We start from the raw sequence: 25,745 nt of genomic DNA on the forward strand, positions 1-25,745 counted from the left end.
CCGCGCCTCACCCGAGGACGGACGCGGCGCGCATGTCGATGGCGAGTTCGTCGACCTCGGCGGCGGACGCCGGGACCATCGGCAACCGCGGGTCGCCGGCCTCGAACCCCTGCAACCGCAGACCGGCCTTGACGAAGGTCACTCCGCCGATGCGACCCATCGCGTTGGACAGCGAGGCGATCGAGACGTTGATCTTTCGGGCGGTTTCCACGTCGCCGGCCGCGAAGGCGGCCAGCATGTCGCGCAACTGCGCGGCCGCGAAGTGCGAGATCACGCTGACGAATCCGGTGGCGCCCATGGCCAGCCACGGCAGGTTGAGGGCGTCATCGCCGGAGTAGTAGGCCAATCCGGTCTCGGCGATGATCTGCGCTCCGGCGTGCAGATCCCCCTTGGCGTCCTTGATCGCGACGATGTTGGGGTGTTCTGCCAGTTCGAAGATGGTGTCCGGTGCGATCGGCACCACCGAGCGGGCCGGGATGTCGTAGAGCATGACCGGCAGTGCGCTGGCGTCGGCGACGGCGGTGAAGTGCGCCAACAGGCCGGCCTGCGATGGACGCGAGTAGTACGGCGTCACCACCAGCAGGCCGTGCGCGCCGACCCCGGCGCAGGCCTCGGCGAGGCGCACGCTGTGCTCGGTGTCGTTGCTGCCGGCCCCGGCGATGATGCGAGCACGGTCACCGACCGCCTCGACCACCGCACGCAGCAGCGTGAGCTTCTCGTAGTCCGCGGTGGTCGGCGACTCGCCAGTGGTGCCCGAGATCACCAAACCGTCGCAACCGGCGTCGATGAGGCGATTGGCCAGGCGCACGGCGGCATCGGTGTCCACCGAGCCGTCCGCGCCGAAGGGGGTCACCATGGCGGTCAGCACGGTGCCGAACTGCGCCCTGGCGTCGAATCCGCTGCTGCTCACGGCCCCAAGATTACCTGGCCCCCAGAGTTGCTCAGACCTCGGTGGCGAGCGGGCTGGTCGCGACTTCGGTGCCGTCGGCCAGCGCGCTGATATGGAAGTCCCCGAACGCCGCCGGAGCCACGTCGGTGAGCTGCCGCAGGCACTCGACGGCCAGCCGGCGGATCTCGACATCGGCGTGCTCGCTGGCCCGCATCGCGATGAAATGCCGCCAGGCCCGGTAGTTGCCCGTCACCACGATGCGGGTCTCGGTGGCGTTGGGCAGCACGGCACGAGCGGCCTGCCGGGCCTGCTTGCGCCGCAGCGCCCCCATGGTCTCGACGGCCTGGCCCGCCGCGAATTTGGCTTCCAGCCGGGCCAGCAGTTCGACGTAGGCGGCGCGACTGGCGTCTGCGGCGTCGGTGAGGATCTGCTGAAGTTCGGGATCGTCCTCCATGCCGGGAGGAACCACGACCCGCGAGTCCGGCTCCGGCACGTACCGCTGCGACAGCTGGGAGAACGAGAAGTGCCGGTGCCGGATCAGTTCGTGAGTGGCTGACCGGGAGATGCCGGTGATGTAGAAAGTCACCGAGGCGTGCTCCAGCACCGAGAAGTGCCCGACGTCGATGATGTGCTGCAGGTAGCTGGCATTGGTGGCGGTTCGCGGGTTGGGCTTCGACCAGCTCTGGTAGCAGGCCCGACCGGCGAACTCGACCAGTGCCGCCCCACCGTCGGCATCGGTGCTCCACGGCACGTCCGGCGGCGGAGTGAACTCGGTCTTGGCAATCAGTTGCACGCGCAGCGGCGCCGTCTCGGCCACAGCACTCACCTTAAGCGTGCCGGGCCTGTGTCAGCGCCAACGCGCCCACACGTAGGGCACCAGCGACCGCAGGAACTCCAGATCCGGGCCGGGGCGGGCCTCGGCGAATGCCCGCTCGAAGTACTCCCGGGCCGCCAGCAGAATGCCCTCGGCGTACTGGCGGGTGAACGCGATGCTGCCGTAGTCGTCCATCAGAGTTCGCACCCGTCGCACCAGCGCGGCCGAGCGCTGTGACCGACTGCGGTGCAGATAGTCCGCGAGCAGGTCCCGATCGGGCCTCCGCGCCACGGTCAACAGATGGATCAGCGGCAGCGTCCGCTTCCCTTCGTAGAGATCGCCCAAGATCTCCTTGCCGTAGATCCGTTCGTCGCCGGCCAGGTTCAGCAGGTCGTCGCGGATCTGAAACGCGGCGCCGAAATGAAACCCGAACCGCACCAGCGGCCCCAGCTCGGCGGTGCCACGCGATCCCACGATCGCCCCCACCCGCAGCGGGTGGATGGTGGTGTACCAGCAGGTCTTGTGCAGGATCAGATTCAGATAGTCCTCGGGCCGCAGATCATCGACATTGTCGGCCTGCCAGCCCACTTCGATCGCCTGCCCCTCCAGTGTCCGCAGCGCCATGGTGTCGAACTCAGCCCACACCAGTTCGGCCAGATCACGGTCAAGCTGCCGGGTTGCTCGCCGCAGTACCTGCCCGGCGACCAATGCCAGTGCATCACCGGTGTTGATCGCCGTCGCCATGCCGTATATGGCGCCCAAAGTCGGCCTGCCCCGGCGCATTTCACTGCCATCGGCGACGTCGTCGTGGACCAGGAAGGCGTTGTGCAGCAACTCGATCGCGACGGCGACACCGAGTAACGCGTCGGTATCCGCGCCGAAAGCCCGGCCGGCGGACAGGCATAGGGCGGGCCGCAGCGCCTTGCCCGGCCGCTGGGGGTATGCCCGCAGCGGTGCATACAGCCACTTGGCGGGCTCACCGTCGGGCAGGGCGTCGAGCATGGCGCGGCGGACAATTCTGGCGACTTCACCCAAGCGCTCATCGACCCCGGCCACCGATCCGCGGTCGGCGATGTCGGTCACGACTCTTGCGCCGCGACGGTGAGCACCACGGGCAACCACAGAGCCGGGCACCCGATCGCCAGCAGGGTGCCGCGGTAGGTACCGGGGCAGACGTCGGGGCCCACGTCGACGGTGATCTGCACGCCCCGACTGGACCGTCGCGGCATCGGCACCACGGCGGGGTCGATTCGCACCGCGCCGGCGTCGATCGCGCGGCCACCGTGACCGAGCAACTCACCGCAACGCAACCGGACCGCCACGCGGTCCTCGGACTCCCGGTTGTGCAGCCACACCTCGCCGGTGGCCGAACCCGGCCCGGTAACGGACAGCGTCAATGCGTCCTTGGATGCTGATGCATCGAGTTCCAGCGCCACGGACCCGTCCGCGCCGGGTGGCCGGACCGGCTGCGACCGAAGCAGGAACTGCCCGGCCGCCGACCACCAGGCCCGGGTCAGCTGTTCCCACTGCGGCAGCCCGGTCGGCTCGGCCCCATTGCCGTGTTCGGCAGAGCCGCGGTCCGGCGAGATCTCGGCCGCTTGGGCGAATCGATCGATGATTCGGCGAGCCGCCCGGAATCCTTCAGCCTGGATGGCACTGAGGGCGCGCGCATTGGCCGCGGGATCGAAAATTGACGCCCACGGCAAATCATCGATAGTGCCGTCACCGAACGTTTTGTCAGCCACCGATTCCCTCCTTAAGGAAATCAGCCTTACTCTGCTAAAAAATACGCTTTGCCAAGCTTGCCGGTAAACGACCCGAACGCCGTATACTACCTGCTTAATCGGGAGATCGGAGGCCCAATGGTGGCGACCGATATGGCAACTGCTGCTCAATCTCTGCTGGCGCTTTACGGCGCTCTCGATCAAGCGGTCATCAACACCGGAGACCCGGAAATCGAAGCCACTGTCGAGCGTTATCTTCCGGGCAGCACCGGAGCTAATGCCGGGTGGTACGACGAATTGCTCGGCTTCCTGGGCCAGTCGCACGATTTCGACCCCGAGCGGCCCGAATCACCGGCGGTGCCCGATTTGAGCCAGGCATTGACCGTCTTGCAGAACCAGGCGACAACGCCGGCCCGGTCTCAGCCGATGACCGACGCCGGCCCCTTCGCCGCCGCCGCCGCCGCGCCGCAGCCCGCGCAGCTGACGTCGGTTGAGTTGTCCCGCATGGTTTATGCGATCGGTGCGTTGAGTCACCTGCCGTCTTACTACCCGCCGGGTGAGTGGGACGCGGCCTTCACCCAGACTCTCGCCTTGGCCGGAGCCGGCGACGGAGCCGAACTGCTCGAGATGCTGCGCAACGAGTTCGGCGGCCGCGACGACTGGACGCAGGTGGTGTTGTCGGGTTCGTTGAACGCCGACGTCGCCGTAGTCCCGCTGTGCAACGCCAAACCCAAGTGGGTGCGCGGGCGGCTGTGCGTGGTGCTGACCACGGAATTCAGCAGCACGAAGGTGTCGCTGAACGACCTGAAAGACGTCATCGACCCGCTGAACTGGGCGCGCTGCCTGCCGTTCTTCTGCGCGATGGACGCCATGCCGACCCGCCCCGACGGCTGGAGCCGGGTGCTCGAACACTTCAGCACCACCTGCGGGATCGCCGGCATGCCGCAGATGCGGACGCCGCTCAAGTACTGGAAGGGGCCCGCGGTCGGCGCCCCGGTCCCCAAACCCACGGCCTGGGTCGACTACACGCTCGACGACGACCCGGCGCCCGGGGAGCACGGCGACGGCGCCATGGTGATCGACGAAGGCTTCATCCGGATGACGTCGACAGTCGACGATCCGACGCTGCACGGTGTGCAGGTGCGCACCAGGAAAGTCGTGGGCTTCCGCAACCTGGGCTGGTTTCCCACCGCCCTGTTCGCCTGCGTGCTGGGTTACGGCGACCAGGGTGTCGAGATGTTGCTCGGCGGCGTGGCCAAGCGGGCGCAGGAGGGCCCGGCGGGTTGGACCCCGTGGCAACCGTCCACACCGACCGCCGGCCAGCAGGGTGGCCCAACGGCGCCGGCGCCCCCGGCCGAGCCGGACCCGACGCAGCGGGCGATCACGGTGGCCATCGAGATGCTCGACGAATGCATCGACGAGATGTCGCAGCGCAGCGCGGCGTTGGCCGCCAAATACGCGAGCGGCGTACCTCCGGTCGAGGAGTCGATCGCGTTCGCCGCCGATCTGACCGCCCGGCTGGTGACCGACCCGTGGCGCTACCTGCAGCGGATGCGCACTCCACCTCAGGGCGGTGGCGCATGAAAGACATCACCGAGGGCATTCACCAGTACGCGCAGCGGTCGCGACAGCTGGTCGACCAGGCCGGAGCCATCGTGCGCGACGCGGACCAGCGGATCGGCGAGGGCACGTTCGGTTCAGCACAGTGGGCGCAGTCGGTCCGCCAACTGGTCAATCTGGTTGCCACCGCGGGTTACGAGATGTCCGGCGCCGTGCTGGCGCAGTGCGGCGCGCAGTGCTCCGACGTCGAGCTCTCCGAATTTCTCGAGGCGCCGCCGGGTCCCGGATACGAGCGGGTGCTGTCGGTCGCCGCACCCTTCGTCGCCGAGGGAACCTCGTACGCGCTCCCGCCGCAGGCACTGGTGTTGGTACCGGGTGTGCTACGGCCCTATGCCACCCGATTCCGGGTGGGGGTGCGCGGGCCGACTTACGTCAGCGGCACCTATCGCGGCCGGATTCGGTTGTCCTGTCTGCCGCCCGCCACCGCACCGGCCCAGATAATGGACGTCATCGTCGACCTATGAGCGTCAGCGAGGAGCCCGCCGAGATCGACGAACTGCTGGATCACGCGATTCAAGCGGCGAACAGCGGCGACCGCGCCACCGCCAGCGCACTCGCCGAGCAGGTGCTCACCGTCGACATCGGCAACCAGGACGCCGAAGACCTGCTCTGCGCACCACTCGCGGGCTCCGGTGAACTACGCAGGCTGACGATACTTTTCGCTGATGTGGTCAACTCGACAGCATTGTCGACCCGAATCGAGCCGGAGATCTATCGGACGGTGATCGGCCGCTACCGCCAGCAGGTCGACGAGATCGTGAACCGCTATGAAGGCCACGTCTTCTCCACCAAGGGCGACGGGCTGCTCGCCGTGTTCGGCCACCCCAGCGCCCACGAGAACGACGTGCGGCGAGCGGTACAGGCCGGCCTCGACATCACCCGCGAAGTGGACCGCCTCAGCGATCGGGTGCGAGCGCGGTTCGGTTTCGACATCGCAGTCCGGGTGGGCGTGCATCGCGGCATGGTGTATCTCGATGTGGCACAGGACGACGTGTACGGACTGGGCGCCAACCTGGCCTCTCGCGTCTCAGGCCTGGCCCCGCCCGGCGGTGTCGTGGTGTCGGCGGCCGTTGCACCGTTGGTGGCCGGCCACTTCGAGCTCGAGGCCCAACCGGCTCAACCGGTCAAGGGCATCGACGAGCCGGTCGAGCACTATCGCGTCGTCAAGGAACACGTCGGCCGCTCTCGGGTTCCGCTGGGCCGGCTGGTCGGCCGCGACCTCGAGCTCACGCACCTGCGAGACGCCTGGAATCACGCCCGGCACGGTGTGTTGAGCGTTCCGGGGATCTGCTTCAGTGGCGAGGCGGGCATGGGCAAGAGCCGATTGGCCACCGCCGCAGCAGAACTGGCCGAACAGTCCGGCAGGCCGGTGCTCGCCCTGATCGGATCGCCGTTTCACGCCGACGCCGGGCTCCACCCCATTCGCACCCTGCTGGAACAGCGGGCCGGGATCGAGCGGACGACGGCACAATCCGACCGGCTGCGACTTCTCGAAGACGAGGTCACGGCGCGCGGCTTGGATCCGGTCACGATGGTGCCGTTGTTGGCTGCCGCATTGGAGATTCCGGCCGAAGGTGGCTATCAGCCCACCCGGGCCGAGGGCGCCAAGCTCTACGGGCAGGTCATCGAGGCCGTCGTCGGCTACCTGCTCGCCTGCGCCGGTGCTGGGCCGGCGGTGCTGTTGGCCGAAGATCTGCAGTGGTTCGACCCATCGACACGCGATGTGGTCGCGTCGTTGCTCGCGACCGCCCCGGGAACGCTGCTCATGGTGTTGACCGCCCGCGAGCTGAACTCGCTGCCGGATCTGCCCCAGCTCAAGGTGTTCGAGCTCGCACCGTTGACGGCGACACAGACCGATGAGTTGATCGCAGTGCTGAATCCTGCCCTGCCCGGCGCCGAACGCGCCGAGGTTCAGCGGCGCTGCGACGGTGTGCCGCTCTATATCGAAGAGGTGGTCGCCAAGTTGCACGAGCAGCCGCAGGACGCGGCGGGGTGGGCGCGGGTTCCCGACGCCCTCTACGAGCCGCTGTTCTCTCGGCTTCGCGCCAGCAGCAACACGATTCAGGTGGTCGAAGCCGCCTCCACCGTCGGCAGGGAATTCGATCGCGCCATGCTCGGCGCAGTCCTCGACCTCGCAGCCGGTGATCTCGAGGATGCTGTTGCAGCCCTGGTTGCGGCGCGGGTCTTCGAGCCGGTGACCAAGGACCGCTGGCGTTTCCGGCATGAGCTGCTCCGCGAGGTCGCCTACGAGTTGCCTCCGCCCAGCGTTCGGCGCCAGCTGCATGGTCGAGTCGCCGACACCCTGGTCAGCGACTCAGACAATCCGGATTGGCATCTGGTCGCCCTGCACTACCGGGTGGCGGAGCGGTTCGAGGCCGCCGCCGACGCCCACCAGAAAGCTGCGTACGACGCCCGGCAGCGCGGTGCCCTCGACGAGGCCCGCGCCTGCCTCAGCCAGGCCATCGAACAACTCCGGCTAGCGGCGGAGGGACCGTCTCGCGATCGCCGCGAAGTGCTGTATCGGCTTCGGCGTGGCTTCCTCACCTCGGCGGTGGAAGGTACTGCCAGCCCGAAGGCGGCCAAGGACTTCGAATGCTGCCTGAAGCTCGGGGCCACCGATCCCCGACAGGACTGCTTCATGTCGACGATGACTGCGTTGTGGGCCTACTACCTGCCCCGTGGCGACCTGCGCCGCGCCCTGCGCGTGGCCGAGTACGCCAGATCGAAGCGACCCGATGAGCGGAAGTGGTTCGGTCCGACAAACGCCGCGGCGTTCGGCATGGTCGCCTGGTTTCTTGGTGACTTCGGCAAGGCCCGAGCGCTGTTGGAGCAGGCCGTCGCGGAGATGAAGGAAGCGCCCCTGCCCGATTTCGAATCTCTGTGGTTCATTCCCAGCGATGCGCTCGCTTCCATGCACATGCACTTGGCGATGGCACGATTCGTCCAAGGCGATCTCACCGGCGCCGACGAGCAGTTATCCGAAACCGTCAGGCGGGCAGAAGATATCGGCTTCCCGCAAGGCCCATTCAGCCACTGCTACCAACGATTCACCGAGATCTACATGTGCATGGAGGCCGGCCTACTCGAACGCGCCGGCGAGGTGGTGACGGTACTGGCTGCGCAGGCCGAGCGGCACGGATTCGAGTACTGGACGATGATCGCGGCCAATCAGCGCGGCGCCGTCGACGCGTTGTCGGCGCTGGCGGGCGAGCACACCGACCCAGCCCGGTTGGCACCCCACATCGCGACGATGACCGAAATCGGTTCTGCCTTGCGGGCGGCCGAGGTCAAGCTGTTCTCTACCTACTACGACGGGGTACTGGCCCGGTTGCTGATTGCCGTCGGCGACACCGCGCAGGCCCACGAATGCCTCAACGGCGCGCTGGCGTTGGCCGATGAGACCGCGGTGAACTTCTACCGCGCCGAATTGCTGCGGATACGGTCACACACCCGCGGTGACGCCGCGGCACGCGACCGCGATCTGCGCTGCGCCATCGAGACGGCACGCCGGCAGGCGGCGCACATCTACGAACTGCGCGCGGCGATGGATCTTGTCGACCTGCAGGGGGATTCCGCACGTGACCTGTTGGCCGGCGCCATGACGCACTTCCTCGCCGATTCCGACTGGACGGAGCTGGATCGAGCCAGAACGCTGCTCAGGTGAGTCCGCCGGGTGGCAAGGTAGTCATCCTGGGCGGAGGCATGGCCGCGCTGAGTGCCGCCTGGCGGCTTAGCGAACCCGGTTGGCGAGACCGCTTCGACTCCATCACCGTCTATCAACGCGGTTGGCGCCTCGGCGGCAAGGGAGCTTCCAGCCGTGGCCGGCACGGACGCATCGAAGAGCACGGCCTGCATATCTGGCTGGGCTCTTATCAGAACGCCTTCGCCCTGCTTCGCGAGTGCTACACCGAACTCGACCGGGCCACAACTGATCCGGCAGCACCGATCAGCACTTGGGACCAAGCGCTGATTCCGGCGGACAACGTGGGGCTGGCCGACCGGCTCGGCAGCGAGTGGTTGATCTGGCTGGGCACCTTCACCCGAACCGACGGGTCACCCGGCGCTCCCGGCGGCACCGGCCGGGAGATGACGGTGGTGGAGTTCACCGTCCGGGCACTGCGTCTCGTTCGCGATTTCGCCGAATCGCTGCGCGGCACCACCGCGCCCGGAATCACGTTGTCCGTCCACCCGGAGCCGCCGCCCACGCAGCGATGGATCGAGGCGGTGACCGATGCGGCCGTGGCAATACTGCTCGCCCTGGGCGATCCGCAGGCCGCCGGCGCCGGCCTGCCCGGGAAGGTCGACGGCGCGGTGGCGGCGGTGCGCGCCGCCCTGGACTATGAGCGACGGCCCGACCACCGGCGGTCCTGGCTGCTGCTCTCGCTGATGACCGCGGTGATCCGCGGAATCCTCGCCGACCACCTGGTCACCGACCCGCGCGGAATGCGGGCGATCAACGACGAAGATTTCAACGACTGGATCCTGCGCCACGGCGCGCACCCCGATGTCACCGAATTCGCTTTGGTACGTGGCATGTACGACCTGGTGTTCGGGTACCGCGACGGCGATCCCGACCAGCCCGCGTTCGCCGCGGGGCTGGCGGTGTTTCTGACCGGCCAGGTGCTGTTCGGCTACCACGGGTCGATCTTCTGGAAGATGACCGCCGGAATGGGCGACGTCGTCATCGCTCCGCTGTACCAGGCGTTGCGGCGTCGCGGTGTCACCTTCGAGTTCTTCCACCGCCTCGATGCCCTCCACCTGGACGCCGCGCGACGAGCAGTCGACACCATCACGCTGGGGCGGCAACTGCACCTGGCCGACGGCCTGACAAGCTACGAGCCGTTGACCACGGTGCGGGGGCTGCCGGTGTTCCCCAGCACGCCGCTGACCAACCAATTGGCGGCACCTGACCAGGTCCCCCCCGATGGTTGGCATGCGCTGGAAACGCACTGGTCGGACTACCCCGACGCCGAGTCACGGGTGCTGCGTAGGGGTGTCGACTTCGATCACGCCGTCCTGGCCGTATCCCTGGGCATGCTGCCGGTGGTCGCCACCGAGCTGATCGAAGACCGGCCCGAGTGGCGACGGATGACCACGGAGGTCCGCACCGTCGCCACCCAGGCCTTCCAGATCTGGTTGCGCCCGGATGAACCGGCACTGGGCTGGCAGGAGCCCGGCGTGACGCTCAGTGCCTACGTTCCCCCGTTCGAGACGTGGGCCTCCATGCCGCAGACGCTGTGGGCCGAAGACTGGCCCGAGCATGATCGCCCCGGCACAGTGGCCTACTTCTGCGGCACCCTGGATGCGGCGTGGCCCACCGATGAGACCGGTCCGGGCTACCTGCACCGACATCGGCAGCAGGTTCGGGGACAAGTCGCCCACCACCTCGACCGTCACCTACACCGGTTCCTTCCCGGCGCCGTCAGCGAAGCAGGCTTCGACTGGCGGTTGCTCAGCGGGTCCGACGGCGAAACCGACTGCGCAGCATTGGAAACCCAACACATCAGCGTGAATGTCGATCCCTCGGACCGGTATGTGCAGTCGATCCCGGGAACCGACCGGTACCGGTTGCGCGCCGACGAAAGCGGCTACGACAACCTGGTTCTGGCCGGCGACTGGACCGACTCCGGCATGAACGCCGGGTGCATCGAAGCGGCCGTCATGTCTGGACTGCAGGCCGCGAACGTCCTGGCGGGGCGACACCGATACCACCGCATTCGGGGCCTATACCTGCCCTGACGTCAGCGGTTGGGCACTTTGGCTGCGATCTGCTCAGCGATGACCACCGCGGTGTTCTTGGGATCCGCGCTGCAGGTGTTGACGTCAATCACGACGTTGTTGACCACGGTCAGCGCCCGCCCGCAGGCCCAGCTCACCTCGTTTCCGGCATTGTCTTGGGTCGCGACGGTGCTGAGCATGCCGTCGGCGTTGACGATGGGGCCGGCGATCCAGGTGGTGCCGCTCTGCACATGGCTGTATTCATGGCAGGCCGGCCATTGCCGGGTGGCGTGGGCAAGAAATGCGGCGGCTTGCTTGGCCGACGGAAACGCCACTACGGCCTGTTCGGCGAAGTGTTCGAAATCGTCGCCCTCACTGAGCGTCTGGTCCCGCACTGCGATGTAGCCGCTGTCGGCGTATACCGGCTCCTGAGCCGCACCGTCGATCGCCAGGCACTCTTGAGGTTGCATGGTGGCGCTGTCGTCCGACAGGGCGGTATGGGTACGGGTGACGGCCATGTCGGTCGCCTCCATGATCGGGTTGATCTGCTCGGGGCTGAGCAAAAGAGCGCGCAGGGCGTCCTCAGCGACGGGCGCTGCCGTCACGGTGGCGGTTGGCACCGACGATGTGGTGCTCGACACGACTTTGAGTTCGTGACTTCCACATCCGGCGGCCAGCACCGCACCCCCGACAACAAGCCCCCACGCAGAAGAAACCCGCATACAACCACCCCGACAACGCCCGACCCCGGATCGGCACGCCAGTCATCAGCGCGGCCGATCAACTCCCCGTCGCCACCCTAGCGCCGGCGGCCGAGATTCGCCGGTGACGACCGGTCCGCCCACCTCGACGTTGACGGTCGACGTTTACGGTGTAAGCCCCAACGGGTATCCCGAGCCAAGGCCGCTGCGGAATCAGGCACGCGAGCGTGCCGAACAGTAATCCGACCGGCGATAGGGGCCCCAGTGTTGCTACGGAAGATCGCACGTCCACTGCTCGCGGCAGCGTTTATCGGTCAAGGCGTGGACGCGTTGCGCCGGCCGCAGCAAGCCGGGCAGGCGGCGCGTCCAGCGTTCGACGGCCTCAAACAGTTACCCGACGAGGTAGCGGCCAAGGTGCCTTCCGATGTCGAAGCATTCGCCAAGGCGAACGCGCTGGCACAGATCGGTGGCGGCGTCCTGCTGGCCAGCGGCAGGCTGCCACGGGTTGCGGCTGCGGTGCTGGCATGCACGGTCATTCCAGGGAGCGCCGGGGCGCACATGTTCTGGACGGAATCCGACCCCGAACGCAAGAACGAACAACGCAAAGCGTTCTTGACCGACGTCAGCCTGATCGGCGGATTGTTGATCGCGGCCGCCGACACCGAAGGAAAGCCTTCGCTGGGCTGGCGGGCCCGTCGCGCCTATCGTCGCGCAACCGACGCCTTGCCCACTTCCTCCGGCGATGCCGTGCTGGAGACCGTCGGTGAGAAGGTGAGCACGAGCCTGCTCGCCGGCGTGGAGCATGGCCGCGAGCTGGCCGAGGCGGTCGGGGAAAAGGCCGGACCGTTACTGGAGTCGGCCGGCGAACGGGGAACACAGCTCGCGGAAGTCGCCGCGGACCGGGGAACCGAGCTGGCGCACGCGGCCCGCGACGGTGCGATCACGCTCGCCGACAGCGCCCGCCGCCGCATGCGCCGGCACCTCCCCTAGTCCGTCACGCGCGGGTGGCGTCCGCGGGGCCGGGAAGCACCCGCCGGCGCAACTCGGCCACCAGATCCCCGCGATCCCCGACGCTGACCTGACTCAACCCGAGCCAGGACGCCATCGACCACAGTTCGGTAGCCAGTGCCTCGGCCACCCGTTCGCGTGGTTGCCCCGCTTCGGCGAATGCCCCGATGACGTGCAGCACCCCCTGTTGCCGATCGGCTTTGAGGTCGACCCGGCCGACAAGCTCACCGTCCAGCAGGAGTGGCCACACGTAGTAGCCGTACTGGCGTTTGGGCGCCGGGGTGTAGATCTCGATGCGGTAGTGAAAGCCGAACAGTCGCTGCACCCGCGGCCGGAAGAAGATCAGTGGATCGAATGGGCACAGCAGCGCGGTGCCGCGATCGGTTCGCGGAATCGCCTGCCCGGCACGCAGATAGGCCGCGGTGTCCCAACCATCGACTGCCACCGGTTCCAACTCGCCGGCCGCCACCAACGCGGCGATCGCGGGTTTGACCTGGGTGGCCGACAGCCGGAAGTAGTCGCGCAGGTCGGCCTCGGTGGCTATGCCCAAAGCGCCGGCGGCGCGGCGGACCAGCTCGCGGATCGCCTCGTCGTCATCGACCTGAACAGCCAGCACCTGCGGTGGCAGCACGTTCTCCACCAGGTCGTAGTGCCGGGCGAACCCGACCCGGGTGGCGGTGGTGAGCACCCCCGCAGCGAACAGCGCCTCGGCCACCCATTTGGTGTCGCTGCGGTTCCACCACGGCCCCTTGCCGGCCCGCCCGGACGCGGCAGCCAGGTGCTCTTCGATCTGACCGGCGGTGGCCGGACCCAGTTCGCCGACCGCGGCGGTGACGTCGGTGACCAGTTGCGGGTTGGCCCGCACGATGGCCGACCCCCACCGGCCATGGGGCCACTGCCGCATCCGCCAGCGCAACAGCGGCCAGTCTTCGACGGCCATCAGCGCCGCTTCGTGCGCCCAGTACTCGACCAGCAGCCGCGGCGAACGGGCGCTGTGGCTCCATGCGGCTCGGTCCAGCACGGTGCGGTCATAGGGCCCGAGCCGGCTGAACACCGGCGCGTAGTGGGCGCGTACCGCCACCGAGACGGAGTCCAGCTGCAGTACCTGTATGCGGGAGATCAGCCGTTTCAGGTGCGCCCGGGTGACCGTGGCAGTGGGTTTGGGATCTGTGAAGCCCTGTGCGGCAACGGCGATCCGGCGCGCCTGCGCGGCGGTCAGGACTGGCACGAAGTCCGGTGGTAGGTCAGATAGCGGTACCGCAGTCCGGTTCGGCTGGTCAGCCACTCCCCCGTGCTGGCCTGCCAAGACTGATCGAGTACCGGCGCCACGGCGTCACCGTCCTGCACCGGCAGGTCGATGTCGACCTCGGTCACTTCGCAGCAGCCGGCCAGCGGCAGCGCCAACGCGTAGATCTCGGCTCCGCCGACCACCCAGATGTCGTCACCCTGCAGGGCCTGATCCAGGGTGCCTACCACGGTGGCACCGTCGGCGACATAGCCCGGGTCGCGAGTGAGCACGACGTTGCGCCGATCCGGCAACGGCCGGACCTTGGCCGGCAGCGACTCCCAGGTCAGCCGCCCCATCACCACGGTGTGGCCCACGGTGAGCTGCTTGTAGCGGGCCTGATCCTCGGGCACCCGCCAGGGAATGCCGCCGGCCCGCCCGATCACCCCGGACTTCGATTGAGCCCAGATCAGACTGATCGTCATACCGCCACGGGCGCCTTGATTGCGGGGTGCGGGTCGTAGTCGCGGATCTCGATGTCGTCGAAGGTGTAGTCGAAGATCGATTCACGCGGGGCCAGAACCAACTGCGGATACGGACGCGGCTCGCGACTCAGTTGTTCGGTGACCTGGTCGACGTGATTGTCGTAGATGTGGCAGTCGCCGCCCGTCCAGATGAACTCCCCGACGCCCAGCCCGGACTGCGCAGCCATCATGTGGGTCAGCAGCGCATAGCTGGCGATGTTGAACGGCACGCCGAGGAACAGATCCGCGCTGCGCTGATAGAGCTGGCAGGACAGCTTGCCGTCGGCGACGTAGAACTGGAACAGCGCGTGACAGGGGGCCAGCGCCATCTGGCCGATCTCGCCGACGTTCCACGCCGAAACGATGATGCGGCGAGAATCCGGATCGGTGCGCAGCAGGTGCAGCGCGGCAGAGATCTGGTCTACGTGCTCACCCGCCGGAGTCGGCCACGACCGCCACTGCACTCCGTAGACCGGACCGAGATCTCCTGTCTCAGAGGCCCATTCATCCCAGATGGTGACGCCATGCTCGTTAAGCCAGGCGATGTTGGAGTCACCGCGCAAAAACCACAGCAGTTCATAGATCACCGACTTCAGGTGCACCTTTTTGGTGGTGATCAGCGGGAATCCGGCGGCCAGGTCATAACGCAACTGGTGGCCGAAGAGGCTGCGCGTGCCGGTACCGGTGCGATCCGCCTTCGGTGTTCCCTCGGCCAAAACGAGCCGCAACAGGTCCTCGTACGGGGTCGCGATCGACACGGCGCCTAGCTTAGCGGCGATCACAAAGCGTGGCGAAGCCACGCGCCGCGGGTCGCCGCATTGAGTCAAACGTTCATAGCGGAGTACAACGGAGGCCATGCCCACGATCACCGACACCATCACCACGCCCGACGGGGACTGCCCGGTTCGTCTGTTCACTCCGGAGGGCGCTGGGCCCTGGCCCGGCGTTGTCATGTATCCCGATGCGGGCGGGGTGCGGCCGACCTTCGACGAGATGGCCGCCGAACTGGCCGGTTACGGCTACGCCGTGCTGCTTCCCGATGTGTACTACCGGCACCCCGACTGGGCCCCGTTCGACATGGCGACGGTGTTCGCCGACGCCAAGGAGCGCGGTCGGCTGTTCTCGATGATCGGCGACGTGACCCCGGACCGGATGGCCACCGACGCGCAGGCGTTCTTCGACTATCTGGCCGGCCGGCCCGAAGTCCGCGGCGAGAAATTCGGGGTGTGCGGCTACTGCATGGGTGGACGTACCTCGGTCGTGGTCGCCGGACGCGTGCCCGACCGGGTGGCAGCGGCCGCGTCGTTCCATGGTGGTGGACTGGTCACCGACTCCGCCGACAGCCCCCACCTGCTGGCCGATCAGATGACGGCCACCGTCTATGTGGCCGGCGCCGAGAACGACGCGTCGTTCACCAAGGCGCATGCCACAGCCCTGGACGAGGCGCTGAGCGCCGCGGGCGTCCCGCACACCGTCGAGTTCTACCCGGCCGCGCACGGCTTCGCGGTGCCCGACAACGGGCCCTATGACGCCGACGCCGCGGCCCGGCACTGGGCGGCGATGCGGGACGTCTTCGGAGTCGCGCTCGGCGGTTAGCGAGGCTCGACGAAGGAGAGGCGAAGCTCGACCTATATCAGCGAGGCTCGACGAAGGAGAGGCGAAGCTGGACCGCCGAAACAGCCCCGGCAATTAGACGTCCACGAGTTCGGCGTCCTTGGTCTCCTGCATGGCCAGCAGAGCCACGAACGAGCACGCGGCCGCGATGGACAGATAGCCGCCCACCCAGACAACGCCGTAACTGGTGGCCAGCCAGGTGGTGATGAACGGCGCCACCGCCGCGCCCAGGATGCTCGCCGCGTTGTAGGCGACACCCGAACCGGTGTAGCGGACATTGGTCGGGAACAGTTCGGGCAGTACCGCGCTCATCGGCCCGAACGCCAAGCCCATCAACGTCATACCGATGATCAGAAAAGCCAGCGTCACGCCGACGGACGCGGTCGGATTCAGGAATACGCCGAAGGTGGCCCCGTACACCATGATCCCGGCGGTGAAGGCCAACAGCAGCGGGCGCCGGCCGAAGTGGTCGGCCAGCCTGCCGACGATCGGCAGTACCGCCACGAAGAACAGCACGGCGATCAGCTGCAGCCCGAGGAACTCGGCGTAGCCATAACCCAACCCCACACCCTCGGGGGGACGCTTAGCGGTCCCGTAGCTCAGGCTCCAGGTCGTCACGGTGTAGAAGAGCGTGTAGGGCACCACCATCGCCAGCGTGCCGATGACCAGCCGGCGCCAGCTGCCCCGCAGCAGCACTGCGATCGGAGCATTCACCGGCGCACCGGTGGCCTTTGCCTGCGCGAACACCGGAGTTTCGGTGAGCCGCAGCCGGACGTACAGTCCGACGGCCACCATCACGGCGCTCAGCAGGAACGGAATGCGCCAGCCCCAGGTGAGAAAGGGCCCGGTCCCGTCTACCCCGGGGTTGGACTGTCCCAGCCACAGGAACAGGATCAGAAAGATCGTGGTGGCCAGCAGGTAGCCCAGGGGCGCACCCAGTTGCGGCCAGATTCCCGCCGTCGCCCGCCGGCCGGGTTTGGCGGTTTCGGTGGCCAGCAGCGCAGCACCGCTCCATTCACCGCCGAGCGCCAGGCCCTGGCAGAACCGCAGGGCGGCCAGCAGTACCGGGGCGAGCAGGCCAATGTGGTGGTAGGTGGGCAGCACGCCGATCAGGAAGGTGGCGACGCCCATGAGCAACAAGGAGGCCACCAGAGTGGATTTGCGACCCAGCCGATCACCGAAGTGACCGAACAGGATTGACCCGACCGGTCGGGCCACGAACGCCAAGCCGAACGTTGCCAGCGAAGCCAGCAGCGCCGCAGTGGGATTGCCCTTCGGGAAGAACAGGTGCGGGAAGACGGTGACCGCGGCGGCAGCGTAGACGTAGAAGTCGTAGAACTCGATCGTGGTACCGACCATCGCCGCCACCGCGATCCTGCGGCGCGGCACACCGTCGACAAGGTCCGCCCCGCCGGCGGCCGCGCCGGCGCGATACGACGTGCTCATCTGGCGATGCCCGCCTCGTCGGCGACCTCACGCGCCTTGTCGACCAAGGCGTCGATCCACGCGGTGATCGGGGTACCCGCAGCGGCCTTGTTCGCCGGGTTGTCGAGCACCCGCCGCACGATTCCCTCAGCGATGATGGCGACCTTCCACAGTCCCAGTGCATGCCAGTACTGCAGTGTCGCCGCGTCGCGCCCGGTCTCTTCGAGATATACCCGGGCCAGCTCCGCGCGGTCCGGGAAACCCTCCAGGGTGCTGATGACGAACTCCCCGGCGATGTGCTCTTCACCCACCTGCGGCCAGTAGGCCAGCAAGCTGCCCATGTCGGCCAGCGGGTCGCCCAGGGTGGACAACTCCCAGTCCAGCACCGCGATCACCTCACCGGTCTGCGGCGAGGTGATCACGTTGCGCAGGTGGAAGTCCCCGTGCACGAGCGTCAGTTCCTGCTGCTGCGGCACGGCGTCGGTCAGCCGCCGGGTCAGGTCATCGAGTGCCGGTAACTCGCGCGTCTTGGACTTCTCCCACTGCCCGGCCCACCGTTTGAGCTGACGCTGGGCGTACGGCTTGTGGCTGGCCAGATCATCCAGGCCCACCGCGGTGATGTCGACGGCGTGAATCTTGGCCAGGGTCTTAGGCATCGACAGCCCGATCTGTCGGCGCCGTTCCGGGGAGAGCGCCTGCGCTACCGACATCCGGTCTGCCACCACGCCGTCGACGAACTCCATCAGCAGTAGCGGCGTGCCTTCGGAGTCGCGGGTCAGCCCGTACACCTGCGGTGTGGGGACTTCGGTATCGCCCAGTGCCGCAAGGATTCGTGCTTCCCGGGCCACGTCGTGGGCCGAGGCCAGCAGCGTTCCCAATGGGGGCCGGCGCAGCACCCAGCTGTGACCGGCGTCGTCGAACACCCGGTAGGTCAGATTGGACTGTCCGATACCGACCCGCTCGAAGCTCAGCGGCCCGGCCACGGGCAGGCCCAGCTCGGTGATCCACGCGGTCGCAGCCGCCGGATCGATGCCCAGTGGCTCGTCAGCCACCTGAACCTCCCCGGAATCCTGTTGCGTCACCAAGGATCTGACCGCCGTCCATGACCAGGGTCTGCCCGGTGATCCAGCTCGCCGCATCGGACACCAGGAACAACACGGCGTCGGCCACGTCGACCGGCTCGCCGATCCGGCCCAGCGGTATACCGGTCGACAATCCCTGCTCGTGTTCCTTCCACAGCACCTCGGCCAGCTTAGTGCGCACGACGCCGGGACAGATCGCGTTGACCCGGATCCCCGGGGAGAGTTCCAGCGCAAGCTGTTTGGTGACGTGGATCAACGCCGCCTTGGTGGCGTTGTACATGCCCATCAGCGGCGCGAAACTCATCCCGCCGATGGAAGCCGTGTTCACCACCACACCGCCGTGGTCGCCCATCCATGCCTTGACCGCGCATGACGTCCACAGCAGCGGCCCCCACAAGTTGACCTCGAAGATCTTGGCGAACCGGGCGTGGTCCTGGTCGATCAACGGCCCGAACGCCGGGTTGGTGCCGGCGTTGTTGACCAGGATGTCGACAGTGCCGAATCGTTCCAGGGTGGTGTTGATGCAGCGCTGGGCAGCCTCGTCGTCGGCGACGTGGGCGGCCACACCCAATGCGTTGCCGTTGACCTGGGCCGCCGCCGCATCGGCACTCTCCTGATCGCGTGAGGTCAGGACCACATTGGCGCCCGCTTCGGCCAGTCGCTGCCCGATCGCCAACCCGATCCCCCGCGACCCGCCGGTGATGATCGCGGTGCGCCCCGCGAAGTCCGGTGCCGTCATCGAGCGTTCTCGCGATACTTACCCAGCTCCTGACGCGCGATGGCGCGCTTGTGCACCTCGTCGGGGCCGTCGGCGAGCCGCAGTGTGCGCAGGTGGGCCCAGAAGCCGGCCAGCGGGAAGTCTTCGGTGACTCCGCCGGCGCCGTGCACCTGGATGGCCCGGTCGACGATCTTGAGTGCGATGTTGGGCGCTGCGACCTTGATCGCTGCGATCTCGACCTGCGCTGCCTTGTTGCCGACGGTGTCCATCAGGTACGCGGTCTTGAGCGTCAGCAGCCGGATCATCTCGATGTCGATGCGCGCCTCGGCGATCCAGTCACGGATGTTGGCGTTGTCCGAGACCGGCCGGCCGAAGGCGATCCGGGACTGGGCGCGCCTGCACAGCAGCTCCAAGGCCCGCTCGGCCATGCCGATGGCCCGCATACAGTGGTGGATGCGGCCGGGACCGAGTCGGGCCTGGGCGATGGCGAACCCCTCGCCCTCGCCCTTGAGCACGTCCTTGGCGGGCACGCGTACGTCTTTGAAGTCGATCTCAGCGTGGCCCTCGCGGTCCTGGTAACCGAAGACCGGCAGTCCACGCATGACGGTGACGCCCGGTGCGTCGATGGGGACCACCATCATCGACTGCTGGCGGTGGGTAGCGGTGTTCGGATCGGTCTTGCCCATCACGATCATCACCTTGCAGTTCTGATGCAAGGCGTTGGACGCGAACCATTTCCGGCCGTTCAGCACGTAGCCGTCACCGTCGCGCACCATCGACAGCTGGACATTGGTGGCATCGGAGCTGGCCACCTGCGGCTCGGTCATCGCGAAGGCCGAACGGATGGTGCCCTCCAGCAGCGGCTTGAGGTATTTCTCCTTGTGTTCGTCGCTGCCGAACAGCGTGAACACCTCCATGTTGCCGGTGTCGGGCGCGCTACAGTTGCAGGCTTCCGGCGCCAGATGCGGGCTCCGGCCCATGATCTCGGCCAGCGGCGCGTATTCGAGGTTGGTCAGCCCCGGCCCCCATTCCGGGTGGGGGTGAAACAGATTCCACAGGCCGCGCTCACGCGCTTGGGCCTTCAGCTCCTCCAGGATCGGGGGCTGGAAGTGCGGGTTGCCGGCTTCGGCCATCTGCGTCTCGTAGACCGCTTCGGCCGGATAGACGCACTCGTCCATGAACTCCAGCAGATCGGTCTGGTATTTCTTTGCGCGCTCGGATATTTCGAACAGGGACATACAGGCTCCTCACCTAGGAATTTTCGGAGTCGAGCAGGCCGCGCTGGTAGCGGCGCATGCCGCGCAACCAGCGGTCGTAGTCGCCTGCCTTGTGCCGGAACATCTCCAGCACCACGGGGTGCGGCAGGATCAGGAAGCGCTCGTCATCGATGGCGGCGAGCACCTCGGCGGCAACGTCCGCGGGCTCCAGCACCTCGCCGGCGGTGGTGACCGCACGGGTGGCCAGGTCGCCCAGCGGGTCCCCGGATTGCTCACCGGCGTAGAGCAACTTGGTGTTGACACCCATCGGGCACAGGCAGCTGACCCGCACACCCTGGTCGCCGTAGGTGATGTTGAGCCACTCGGCGAATCCGACAGCCGCATGCTTGGTCACCGAGTAGGTGGCGGCGCCGAGTTGGGTGAGTAGTCCGGCGGCTGATGCGGTGGAGACGAAATATCCCTCCCCGCGGCGCACCCAGTCGGGGATCAGCAGCTGCGCGGCGCGGATGTGCGAGCGCAGGTTGACGTCGATGGCCTGGTCCCAGTCGGCCTCGCCGGGCAGGCCGGGGGCACCGGTGATTCCGGCGTTGGCGAAGTAGAAGTCCACCGGGCCGTAGCGCTCCTGCGCCAACGCGATCAGCTCACGAATGGTCTCGGTGTTGGAGACGTCGCCGCCATGACCGATTGCGGCACCGGGATGCGCGGCGCTGATCTCCTCGGCTACCGCCGCCGCGGCGTCCGCGTCGAGGTCGGCCACCACCACTTTGGCTCCGGCCTCGACCAGCGCCGCGGCCAGTGCGCCGCTGATACCGCCACCGCCACCGGTGACGATCGCGACCCGCTCGGCAACCTTCATAAGCGACGTCCCCGTTCTTCAGTGCGCAGCGGCAGTGACATTAGTTGAATCCGATCTCATATTCGATTACTGACGGAGCGGAACTGCAGGGCGTTCGCCCACAACCGGGTGACTGTGGCGACCAGAGTCTCGAAGTCGGCGCCTGACGCGTGCTCGGCCTCCTCGCCGACGAAGGTGCCGTAGGCGAGCCTGCTGACCATTCCCGACAGCGCCCGCGACGCCAGCAGCGGATCGACATCGGCGCCGGCGATGCCCCGCTTCTGCAGATCGGCGATGCCGGCGGCGTTGCGCTGCACGAACGCGTCGGCTCGCCGCGCACGGAAGGCGCGGAACTTCGGGTCGATCTGGGCCACCTGTTCGAGCAGCCCCATCAACTGGGCATTGCGTCGATACGCCTCGAGGTAAGCGCGATTGCTCGCCTCCAGCACCGCAAAGGGATCGTCGGAATCGCTCACCCGGCCCATGCCCGGATGCATCATGTCCTGCTGGGCCTGTTCGAGGACCGCGGCGAAGATCTCCTCTTTGTTCGCGAAGTAGGTGTAGAAAGACCCGGTCGCACACCCGGCGGCCTTGGTGATGTCGGTCAGCTTGGCGTCGAGGTAGCCGTCCCGTTCGAAGACCTTGCGGGCCGCGGCGACCAGCCCCGCCCGGGTGCGCGCCCCGCGCACCGTCGCCGGCAACTGGCGGGCCGGGGCGGCCGGGACGGCATCCATCCGGGCAGACTAACTGAATTCGATGTCAACTTCACTGACTTCTTCGGTACCGCCGCCGAGTTCACCGAGCATGGCGTCGGCCTCTGATTCGGGCAGCGACTCCACCCCGCGCAGCTTGCGTTCGATGGCCCGGGTGCGGACTCCGGCGGTGTCGATGGTGTTGCGGGCGGTGTCGAGCTGCTTGCGGGTCTTCTCCAGCACCGCCGCGAATTTTCCGAACTCGGTCTTGACCGCGCCGAGCACCTGCCAGACCTCGCTGCTGCGCTGTTCGATCGCCAGGGTGCGAAAGCCCATGCGCAGGCTGTTGAGCAGCGCAGCCAGCGTGGTCGGGCCGGCCAGGGTGACGTTGTACTTGGCCTGGATCTGCTCGAACAACCCCGGCTGGCGCAGCACCTCGGCATACAGACTCTCGGTGGCCAGGAACAGGATCCCGAAGTCGGTGGTGTGCGGCGGATCGAGGTACTTGTCGTGGATGTCGCAGGCCTCGGCTTCGATCCGCCGGATCAGCGCTTGGCGTGCCGCGGCCTCCCCCACGCTGTCGGCGTGTTCCTGCGCGTCCAGCAGTCGCTCGAAATCCTCACGCGGAAACTTGGCGTCGATCGGCAACAACACCTCACGCGCGCCGGTGGCTCCCGGCAACCGGATCGCGAATTCCACCCGGGCGCTCGACCCCGGCACCGTGATGACGTTGGTGGCGTACTGCTCGGGCGTCAGCGTCTCGGCCAGCAGGGCGGCCAACTGCGTCTCGCCGAAGATGCCGCGCGTCTTGACGTTGGTCAGCACCCGCTTCAGATCCCCCACCCCGGTGGCCAGCGTCTGCATCTCCCCCAGCCCCCGCTGCACCGCCTCCAGCCGCTCCGAGATCTGCGTGAACGATTGCGCCAGACGGGTTTCCAATGTGGCCTGCAGCTTCTCGTCCACCGTGGCGCGCATCTTCTCCAGTTGCGCGGTGTTCTCGGCCTGCAGGCTCCGCAGCTGCCGATCCAGCGTGGCGCCCAGTTTGTCCTGGGTGCCCTGCAGGGTCGATCCGAAGCGATGCAGGGTCAGCTGCCACTGGTGAAAGGCCTGGGCGAGTTCGGCCCTCCCGGCATGCTGCTCTTCGCGCAGGGTTCGCTCCACGCGTTCACTGTCGCCGCGCAACGCCGAGAGCTGTGCAGGCGAGATCTCCCCGCCGGCGGGGCGCACCAGCACCACCACCTGGAGGATCACCGCCAGCAGCGCCAGTGAGGTGAGGAGGATCAGCAGTGCTGTGTCCATGCCGGCAAGGTAGCGCGCCCCACCGACAACTCCCGGTTAGCGCAGCGGCGAGCCCCAACGCACCTGATCGCGCAACTGCGCCTTGAGCAGCTTGCCGCTGGCCGTGCGGGGCAGCGCCTCGCTCACCACGGTGATGTACTGCGGCACCTTGAAGTCCGCCAATTGGCCGCGGCAGTACTCCAGAACCGCCGCCACATCGATCTCGAGCTGGTCGCCGAGCAGCACCGCGCCGACCTTCTCCCCCATCACCTCGTCGGGCACCGCGAGCACACACGCGTCGGCCACGCCGGGAGCCGACAGCAGGGCGGCTTCCACCTCTACGCTGGAGACGTTCTCACCGCCGCGGTTGATGATGTCCTTGAGCCTGTCGATGATGTGCACCCGGCCGGCGTCGTCGACGCGCACCACATCGCCGGTGTGCAGCCAGCCGTCGATGATGGTGGCGGCGGTCGCCTCGGGCCGGTTCCAGTAGGCCCGCATCACATTCGCGCCGCGCACCACCAGTTCTCCGGTGCCCGGATCGTCGCCGAGTGGCACGACGCCGATATCGCCCGACGGCACCGCGTAGCCGACCGAATCGGCGTGCGCCACCGCGTCGGAGTCCGGCAGCACCGTCATGAGCGAGGCGGTCTCGGTCATGCCGTAGCCGTTGAACACCGTTGCCGCGCCGAATGCCTCGCGCAGCGCACGCACCAGCGCAGGTGCCGTCGGCGCCCCGCCGTAGCCGACCCACCGCACCCGGCTGACGTCGACGTTGGCGAAGTCGGGATGCCGAAGCAGCAGCGCGTAGATCGCCGGCACCGTCACCATCGATGAGATCCGCTGCGCGGGAAGCGTTGCGATCAACTCGGGAAGACTCAGTGACGGCATGATGACCGCGGTGCCGCCGGTGTAGGCGGCGACCAGCAGTTGGGAGTTGCAGCCGGTCACATGGAACAGCGGGACCGAGATCAGCGTGCGGTACTCCTCGGCCAAGGTCCGGGTCCGACCCAAGGCGCGCATCATGTTCTCGGCGTTGGTCACAAACGCCTCGTGGGTGGTGGGCACTCCTTTGGGGCTGCCGGTGGTACCAGAGGTGTAGAACAGCGCCGCGGTGTCGCCCGCTTCGAGCCCGTCCACCACATACGGTGGGCCATCGGGCAGTGCGGCGCCGGGAGCCAGGTCCACCCGAACGCCGGCATCGGTGAGTATGAAGTCGACTTCCGGTGCGGCCGACCGGGTATTGACGGCAACCGGTATCCCGCCGGCCATCAGCGTGCCCCAGAACGCCAGCACCCAGTCCAGTCCCGCTGGGTAACGCAACGCGACCCGATCACCGCGCGCCAGACCGTCGCCTCGCAGCCCGCCGGATACGCGCGCGGCCCGCTGCCACAACTGCCGGTAGGTCAGCCGATCGCCCGCAAGTTCCACCACGGCTTCGCTGTCGGGCCGCTGCTCGGCCTGCTCGGCCAACACATCGAGCAGCGTCGCCGGCAGCTGCTGGTAATGCGCGACACCGTTGTGGTCGCGGGTCACCCCGGTTGCCGGAAAAGGGTTGCCGCGCCGTGGGATTTCGACGACGTGCGACATGGTCAGCCTGTCATCGCCGACGCCGCCAGCTGTGCGTTACCACCCGCAAGGTCCCCCGCAGCGCGTAGACCGCGGACACGATGCACGCGAGGATCAACACCACGAACATCGGCAGCCAATTACCGCGGTCATGGTTGATGTGCCACCAGACATAGGTGAACAGCACCGAGGAGACGAAGAAGACCACGTCACGCCAATTGCCCTGATAGGACAGCGCCGCCGCCCGCAGCGTCCTGGTGCGATCGGAGGCCGCGACCAAGTCGTCGATGCGCTCGTCGATGGTGCGCTGCAAATCCGCGCGCCGCTGGGTCTGTTCCGCGGGAAGCCGGTCGAGCAGGTCGAGGTCCTGTTTGATCAGCGCGCGTACGTCGGGGCCTTTGAGCTGCCCGGCCGCCGCCGTCAGCAGGGCTCCGCCGAAGATCGGTGCCGCGCCCAGCGCCGTACTCAGCAGTGAGGGCATCGTCGTGCCGTTCCTTTCGCCTTACTTCCCGGCCACCCTACGACCTCAACCGAGACTTACCGTGCCATCCGGCGCGATCCGCCAGCCGGGGTTATGGGCGATCTCCCAGATCAGACCGTTCGGGTCTTGGATGTGGGCGTGGGGAACACGCCACCGAACTGGCCGGGTCGCGGCGACTTGATCATCGTGCCACCGGCGGCGGCCATGGCATCGGCCAGCGCGATCACGGCGTCGGGGCTGTCGACGTTGTGCGCCATGGTGACCCCGGAGACCCGGGAATGGTCGCCGGGCAGCGCCAGGTCTTCGTTGAACTTCTCGGCGTCAAAGAACCCCAGCACCTGGCCCGGCGCCACCTGATAGAAGACGATCTCTCCCTCGACCTCCAGCAGCGGCTGCCAACCCAGCGCACCGTAAAACTTGCTGGTCGCGTCCAGATCGGTGGCCGCGATGGTGACGAAGTGCACCTGCTGCTCCATACGGTCGAGCCTAGAGCGACGGAGCATCCTGTCGGACTCGCACTCATCAGGTGCGCGTTGTGGATAACGCGACCCTGTCAGAAAGTTTGAGTCAGTGGATTCGGGTATAGTCGAACGTATGTTCGATACGGATCT

Annotated in this window: 23 protein-coding genes and 1 pseudogene; 6 read left to right on the forward strand and 18 right to left on the reverse strand. The window is 67.5% G+C overall.

The features are described from left to right. Positions 1–7: 7 nt before the first annotated feature. The 4 genes from dapA to N416_RS0106050 form a co-directional block, all read right to left on the reverse strand. Positions 8–856, reverse strand: coding sequence for a 4-hydroxy-tetrahydrodipicolinate synthase (gene dapA, locus N416_RS0106035; RefSeq protein ID WP_231383997.1), 849 nt, complete (start codon positions 854–856; stop codon positions 8–10). A gap of 85 nt (positions 857–941) precedes the next feature. Beyond that, entirely contained in the window at positions 942–1,706 is a 765-nt protein-coding gene (thyX, locus tag N416_RS0106040) for an FAD-dependent thymidylate synthase (protein ID WP_024441222.1), read from the reverse strand. Positions 1,707–1,736: 30 nt separating this feature from the next. Then, positions 1,737–2,786: a polyprenyl synthetase family protein gene (locus N416_RS0106045; protein ID WP_024441223.1), complete on the reverse strand. Its 1,050-nt coding sequence runs from the start codon at positions 2,784–2,786 to the stop codon at positions 1,737–1,739. Next, positions 2,783–3,448 carry a hypothetical protein gene (locus N416_RS0106050; RefSeq protein WP_024441224.1) on the reverse strand — a complete coding sequence of 222 codons (666 nt, stop codon included), beginning with the start codon at positions 3,446–3,448 and terminating at the stop codon, positions 2,783–2,785. The genes N416_RS0106045 and N416_RS0106050 overlap by 4 nt, the downstream gene beginning before the upstream one ends. Positions 3,449–3,580: 132 nt before the next feature. Between N416_RS0106050 and N416_RS0106055 the strand changes: the two genes are divergently transcribed. The 4 genes from N416_RS0106055 to N416_RS0106070 are packed head-to-tail and all read left to right on the forward strand — an operon-like array spanning position 3,581 to position 10,786. Beyond that, on the forward strand, positions 3,581–5,011 hold the full coding sequence (locus N416_RS0106055) for a hypothetical protein (protein WP_155943328.1): 1,431 nt from the start codon (positions 3,581–3,583) through the stop codon (positions 5,009–5,011). Beyond that, positions 5,008–5,511 carry a hypothetical protein gene (locus N416_RS22085; RefSeq protein WP_051190191.1) on the forward strand — a complete coding sequence of 168 codons (504 nt, stop codon included), beginning with the start codon at positions 5,008–5,010 and terminating at the stop codon, positions 5,509–5,511. Before N416_RS0106055 ends, N416_RS22085 begins: the two co-directional genes overlap by 4 nt. Next, positions 5,508–8,711: an adenylate/guanylate cyclase domain-containing protein gene (locus N416_RS0106065; RefSeq protein ID WP_024441227.1), complete on the forward strand. Its 3,204-nt coding sequence runs from the start codon at positions 5,508–5,510 to the stop codon at positions 8,709–8,711. The genes N416_RS22085 and N416_RS0106065 overlap by 4 nt, the downstream gene beginning before the upstream one ends. Beyond that, on the forward strand, positions 8,708–10,786 hold the full coding sequence (locus tag N416_RS0106070) for an FAD-dependent oxidoreductase (protein WP_024441228.1): 2,079 nt from the start codon (positions 8,708–8,710) through the stop codon (positions 10,784–10,786). Before N416_RS0106065 ends, N416_RS0106070 begins: the two co-directional genes overlap by 4 nt. Positions 10,787–10,788: 2 nt before the next feature. Here the strand turns inward: N416_RS0106070 and N416_RS0106075 are convergent, their stop codons facing one another. Then, complete coding sequence (locus N416_RS0106075; protein ID WP_024441229.1) at positions 10,789–11,487, reverse strand: sensor domain-containing protein; 699 nt, start codon at positions 11,485–11,487, stop codon at positions 10,789–10,791. 243 nt (positions 11,488–11,730) lie between these two features. Between N416_RS0106075 and N416_RS0106080 the strand changes: the two genes are divergently transcribed. Next, positions 11,731–12,456 (forward strand): DoxX family protein, encoded by a 726-nt coding sequence (locus N416_RS0106080; protein ID WP_024441230.1) that lies wholly within the window; start codon positions 11,731–11,733, stop codon positions 12,454–12,456. 4 nt (positions 12,457–12,460) lie between these two features. On the opposite strand, the gene N416_RS0106085 is transcribed toward N416_RS0106080, so the two are convergent. Genes N416_RS0106085 through N416_RS0106095 form a run of 3 tightly spaced genes read right to left on the reverse strand, consistent with a single transcriptional unit; the run spans position 12,461 to position 14,981 of the window. Next, a complete protein-coding gene (locus tag N416_RS0106085) occupies positions 12,461–13,702 on the reverse strand; it encodes a winged helix-turn-helix domain-containing protein (RefSeq protein WP_024441231.1) in 1,242 nt (413 codons plus the stop codon). After that, a complete protein-coding gene (locus N416_RS0106090) occupies positions 13,690–14,184 on the reverse strand; it encodes a dihydrofolate reductase (RefSeq protein ID WP_024441232.1) in 495 nt (164 codons plus the stop codon). The genes N416_RS0106085 and N416_RS0106090 overlap by 13 nt, the downstream gene beginning before the upstream one ends. Continuing rightward, positions 14,181–14,981, reverse strand: a complete 801-nt coding sequence (locus N416_RS0106095; RefSeq protein ID WP_024441233.1) for a thymidylate synthase — start codon at positions 14,979–14,981, stop codon at positions 14,181–14,183. Before N416_RS0106095 ends, N416_RS0106090 begins: the two co-directional genes overlap by 4 nt. A 97-nt stretch (positions 14,982–15,078) precedes the next feature. On the opposite strand from N416_RS0106095, the gene N416_RS0106100 reads away from it, so the two are divergent. Next, a complete protein-coding gene (locus N416_RS0106100) occupies positions 15,079–15,819 on the forward strand; it encodes a dienelactone hydrolase family protein (RefSeq protein ID WP_024441234.1) in 741 nt (246 codons plus the stop codon). Between the two features lie 93 nt (positions 15,820–15,912). Here the strand turns inward: N416_RS0106100 and N416_RS0106105 are convergent, their stop codons facing one another. From N416_RS0106105 to N416_RS21335, 10 genes and pseudogenes are all read right to left on the reverse strand, one after another. After that, positions 15,913–17,283 (reverse strand): MFS transporter, encoded by a 1,371-nt coding sequence (locus N416_RS0106105; RefSeq protein WP_024441235.1) that lies wholly within the window; start codon positions 17,281–17,283, stop codon positions 15,913–15,915. Then, positions 17,280–18,314 (reverse strand): phosphotransferase family protein, encoded by a 1,035-nt coding sequence (locus N416_RS0106110; protein WP_024441236.1) that lies wholly within the window; start codon positions 18,312–18,314, stop codon positions 17,280–17,282. Before N416_RS0106110 ends, N416_RS0106105 begins: the two co-directional genes overlap by 4 nt. Next, positions 18,307–19,083, reverse strand: a complete 777-nt coding sequence (locus tag N416_RS0106115; RefSeq protein WP_024441237.1) for an SDR family oxidoreductase — start codon at positions 19,081–19,083, stop codon at positions 18,307–18,309. Before N416_RS0106115 ends, N416_RS0106110 begins: the two co-directional genes overlap by 8 nt. After that, a complete protein-coding gene (locus N416_RS0106120) occupies positions 19,080–20,300 on the reverse strand; it encodes an acyl-CoA dehydrogenase family protein (RefSeq protein ID WP_024441238.1) in 1,221 nt (406 codons plus the stop codon). The genes N416_RS0106115 and N416_RS0106120 overlap by 4 nt, the downstream gene beginning before the upstream one ends. A 13-nt stretch (positions 20,301–20,313) precedes the next feature. Beyond that, positions 20,314–21,135: an SDR family oxidoreductase gene (locus N416_RS0106125; protein WP_024441239.1), complete on the reverse strand. Its 822-nt coding sequence runs from the start codon at positions 21,133–21,135 to the stop codon at positions 20,314–20,316. Between the two features lie 56 nt (positions 21,136–21,191). Beyond that, positions 21,192–21,848 (reverse strand): TetR/AcrR family transcriptional regulator, encoded by a 657-nt coding sequence (locus tag N416_RS0106130; protein ID WP_024441240.1) that lies wholly within the window; start codon positions 21,846–21,848, stop codon positions 21,192–21,194. A 9-nt stretch (positions 21,849–21,857) separates the two neighbouring features. Then, on the reverse strand, positions 21,858–23,105 hold the full coding sequence (locus N416_RS0106135; protein ID WP_024441241.1) for a DNA recombination protein RmuC: 1,248 nt from the start codon (positions 23,103–23,105) through the stop codon (positions 21,858–21,860). Between the two features lie 36 nt (positions 23,106–23,141). Continuing rightward, positions 23,142–24,674 carry a class I adenylate-forming enzyme family protein gene (locus N416_RS0106140; RefSeq protein WP_024441242.1) on the reverse strand — a complete coding sequence of 511 codons (1,533 nt, stop codon included), beginning with the start codon at positions 24,672–24,674 and terminating at the stop codon, positions 23,142–23,144. A 10-nt stretch (positions 24,675–24,684) separates the two neighbouring features. Then, positions 24,685–25,134 carry a hypothetical protein gene (locus tag N416_RS0106145; protein WP_024441243.1) on the reverse strand — a complete coding sequence of 150 codons (450 nt, stop codon included), beginning with the start codon at positions 25,132–25,134 and terminating at the stop codon, positions 24,685–24,687. A 45-nt stretch (positions 25,135–25,179) separates the two neighbouring features. Further along, positions 25,180–25,610 (reverse strand): annotated as a pseudogene (locus tag N416_RS21335) (VOC family protein). Positions 25,611–25,745: the final 135 nt, after the last annotated feature.

Source organism: Mycobacterium sp. UM_WGJ (genome assembly GCF_000455125.1).
Classification (GTDB): Bacteria; Actinomycetota; Actinomycetes; order Mycobacteriales; family Mycobacteriaceae; genus Mycobacterium.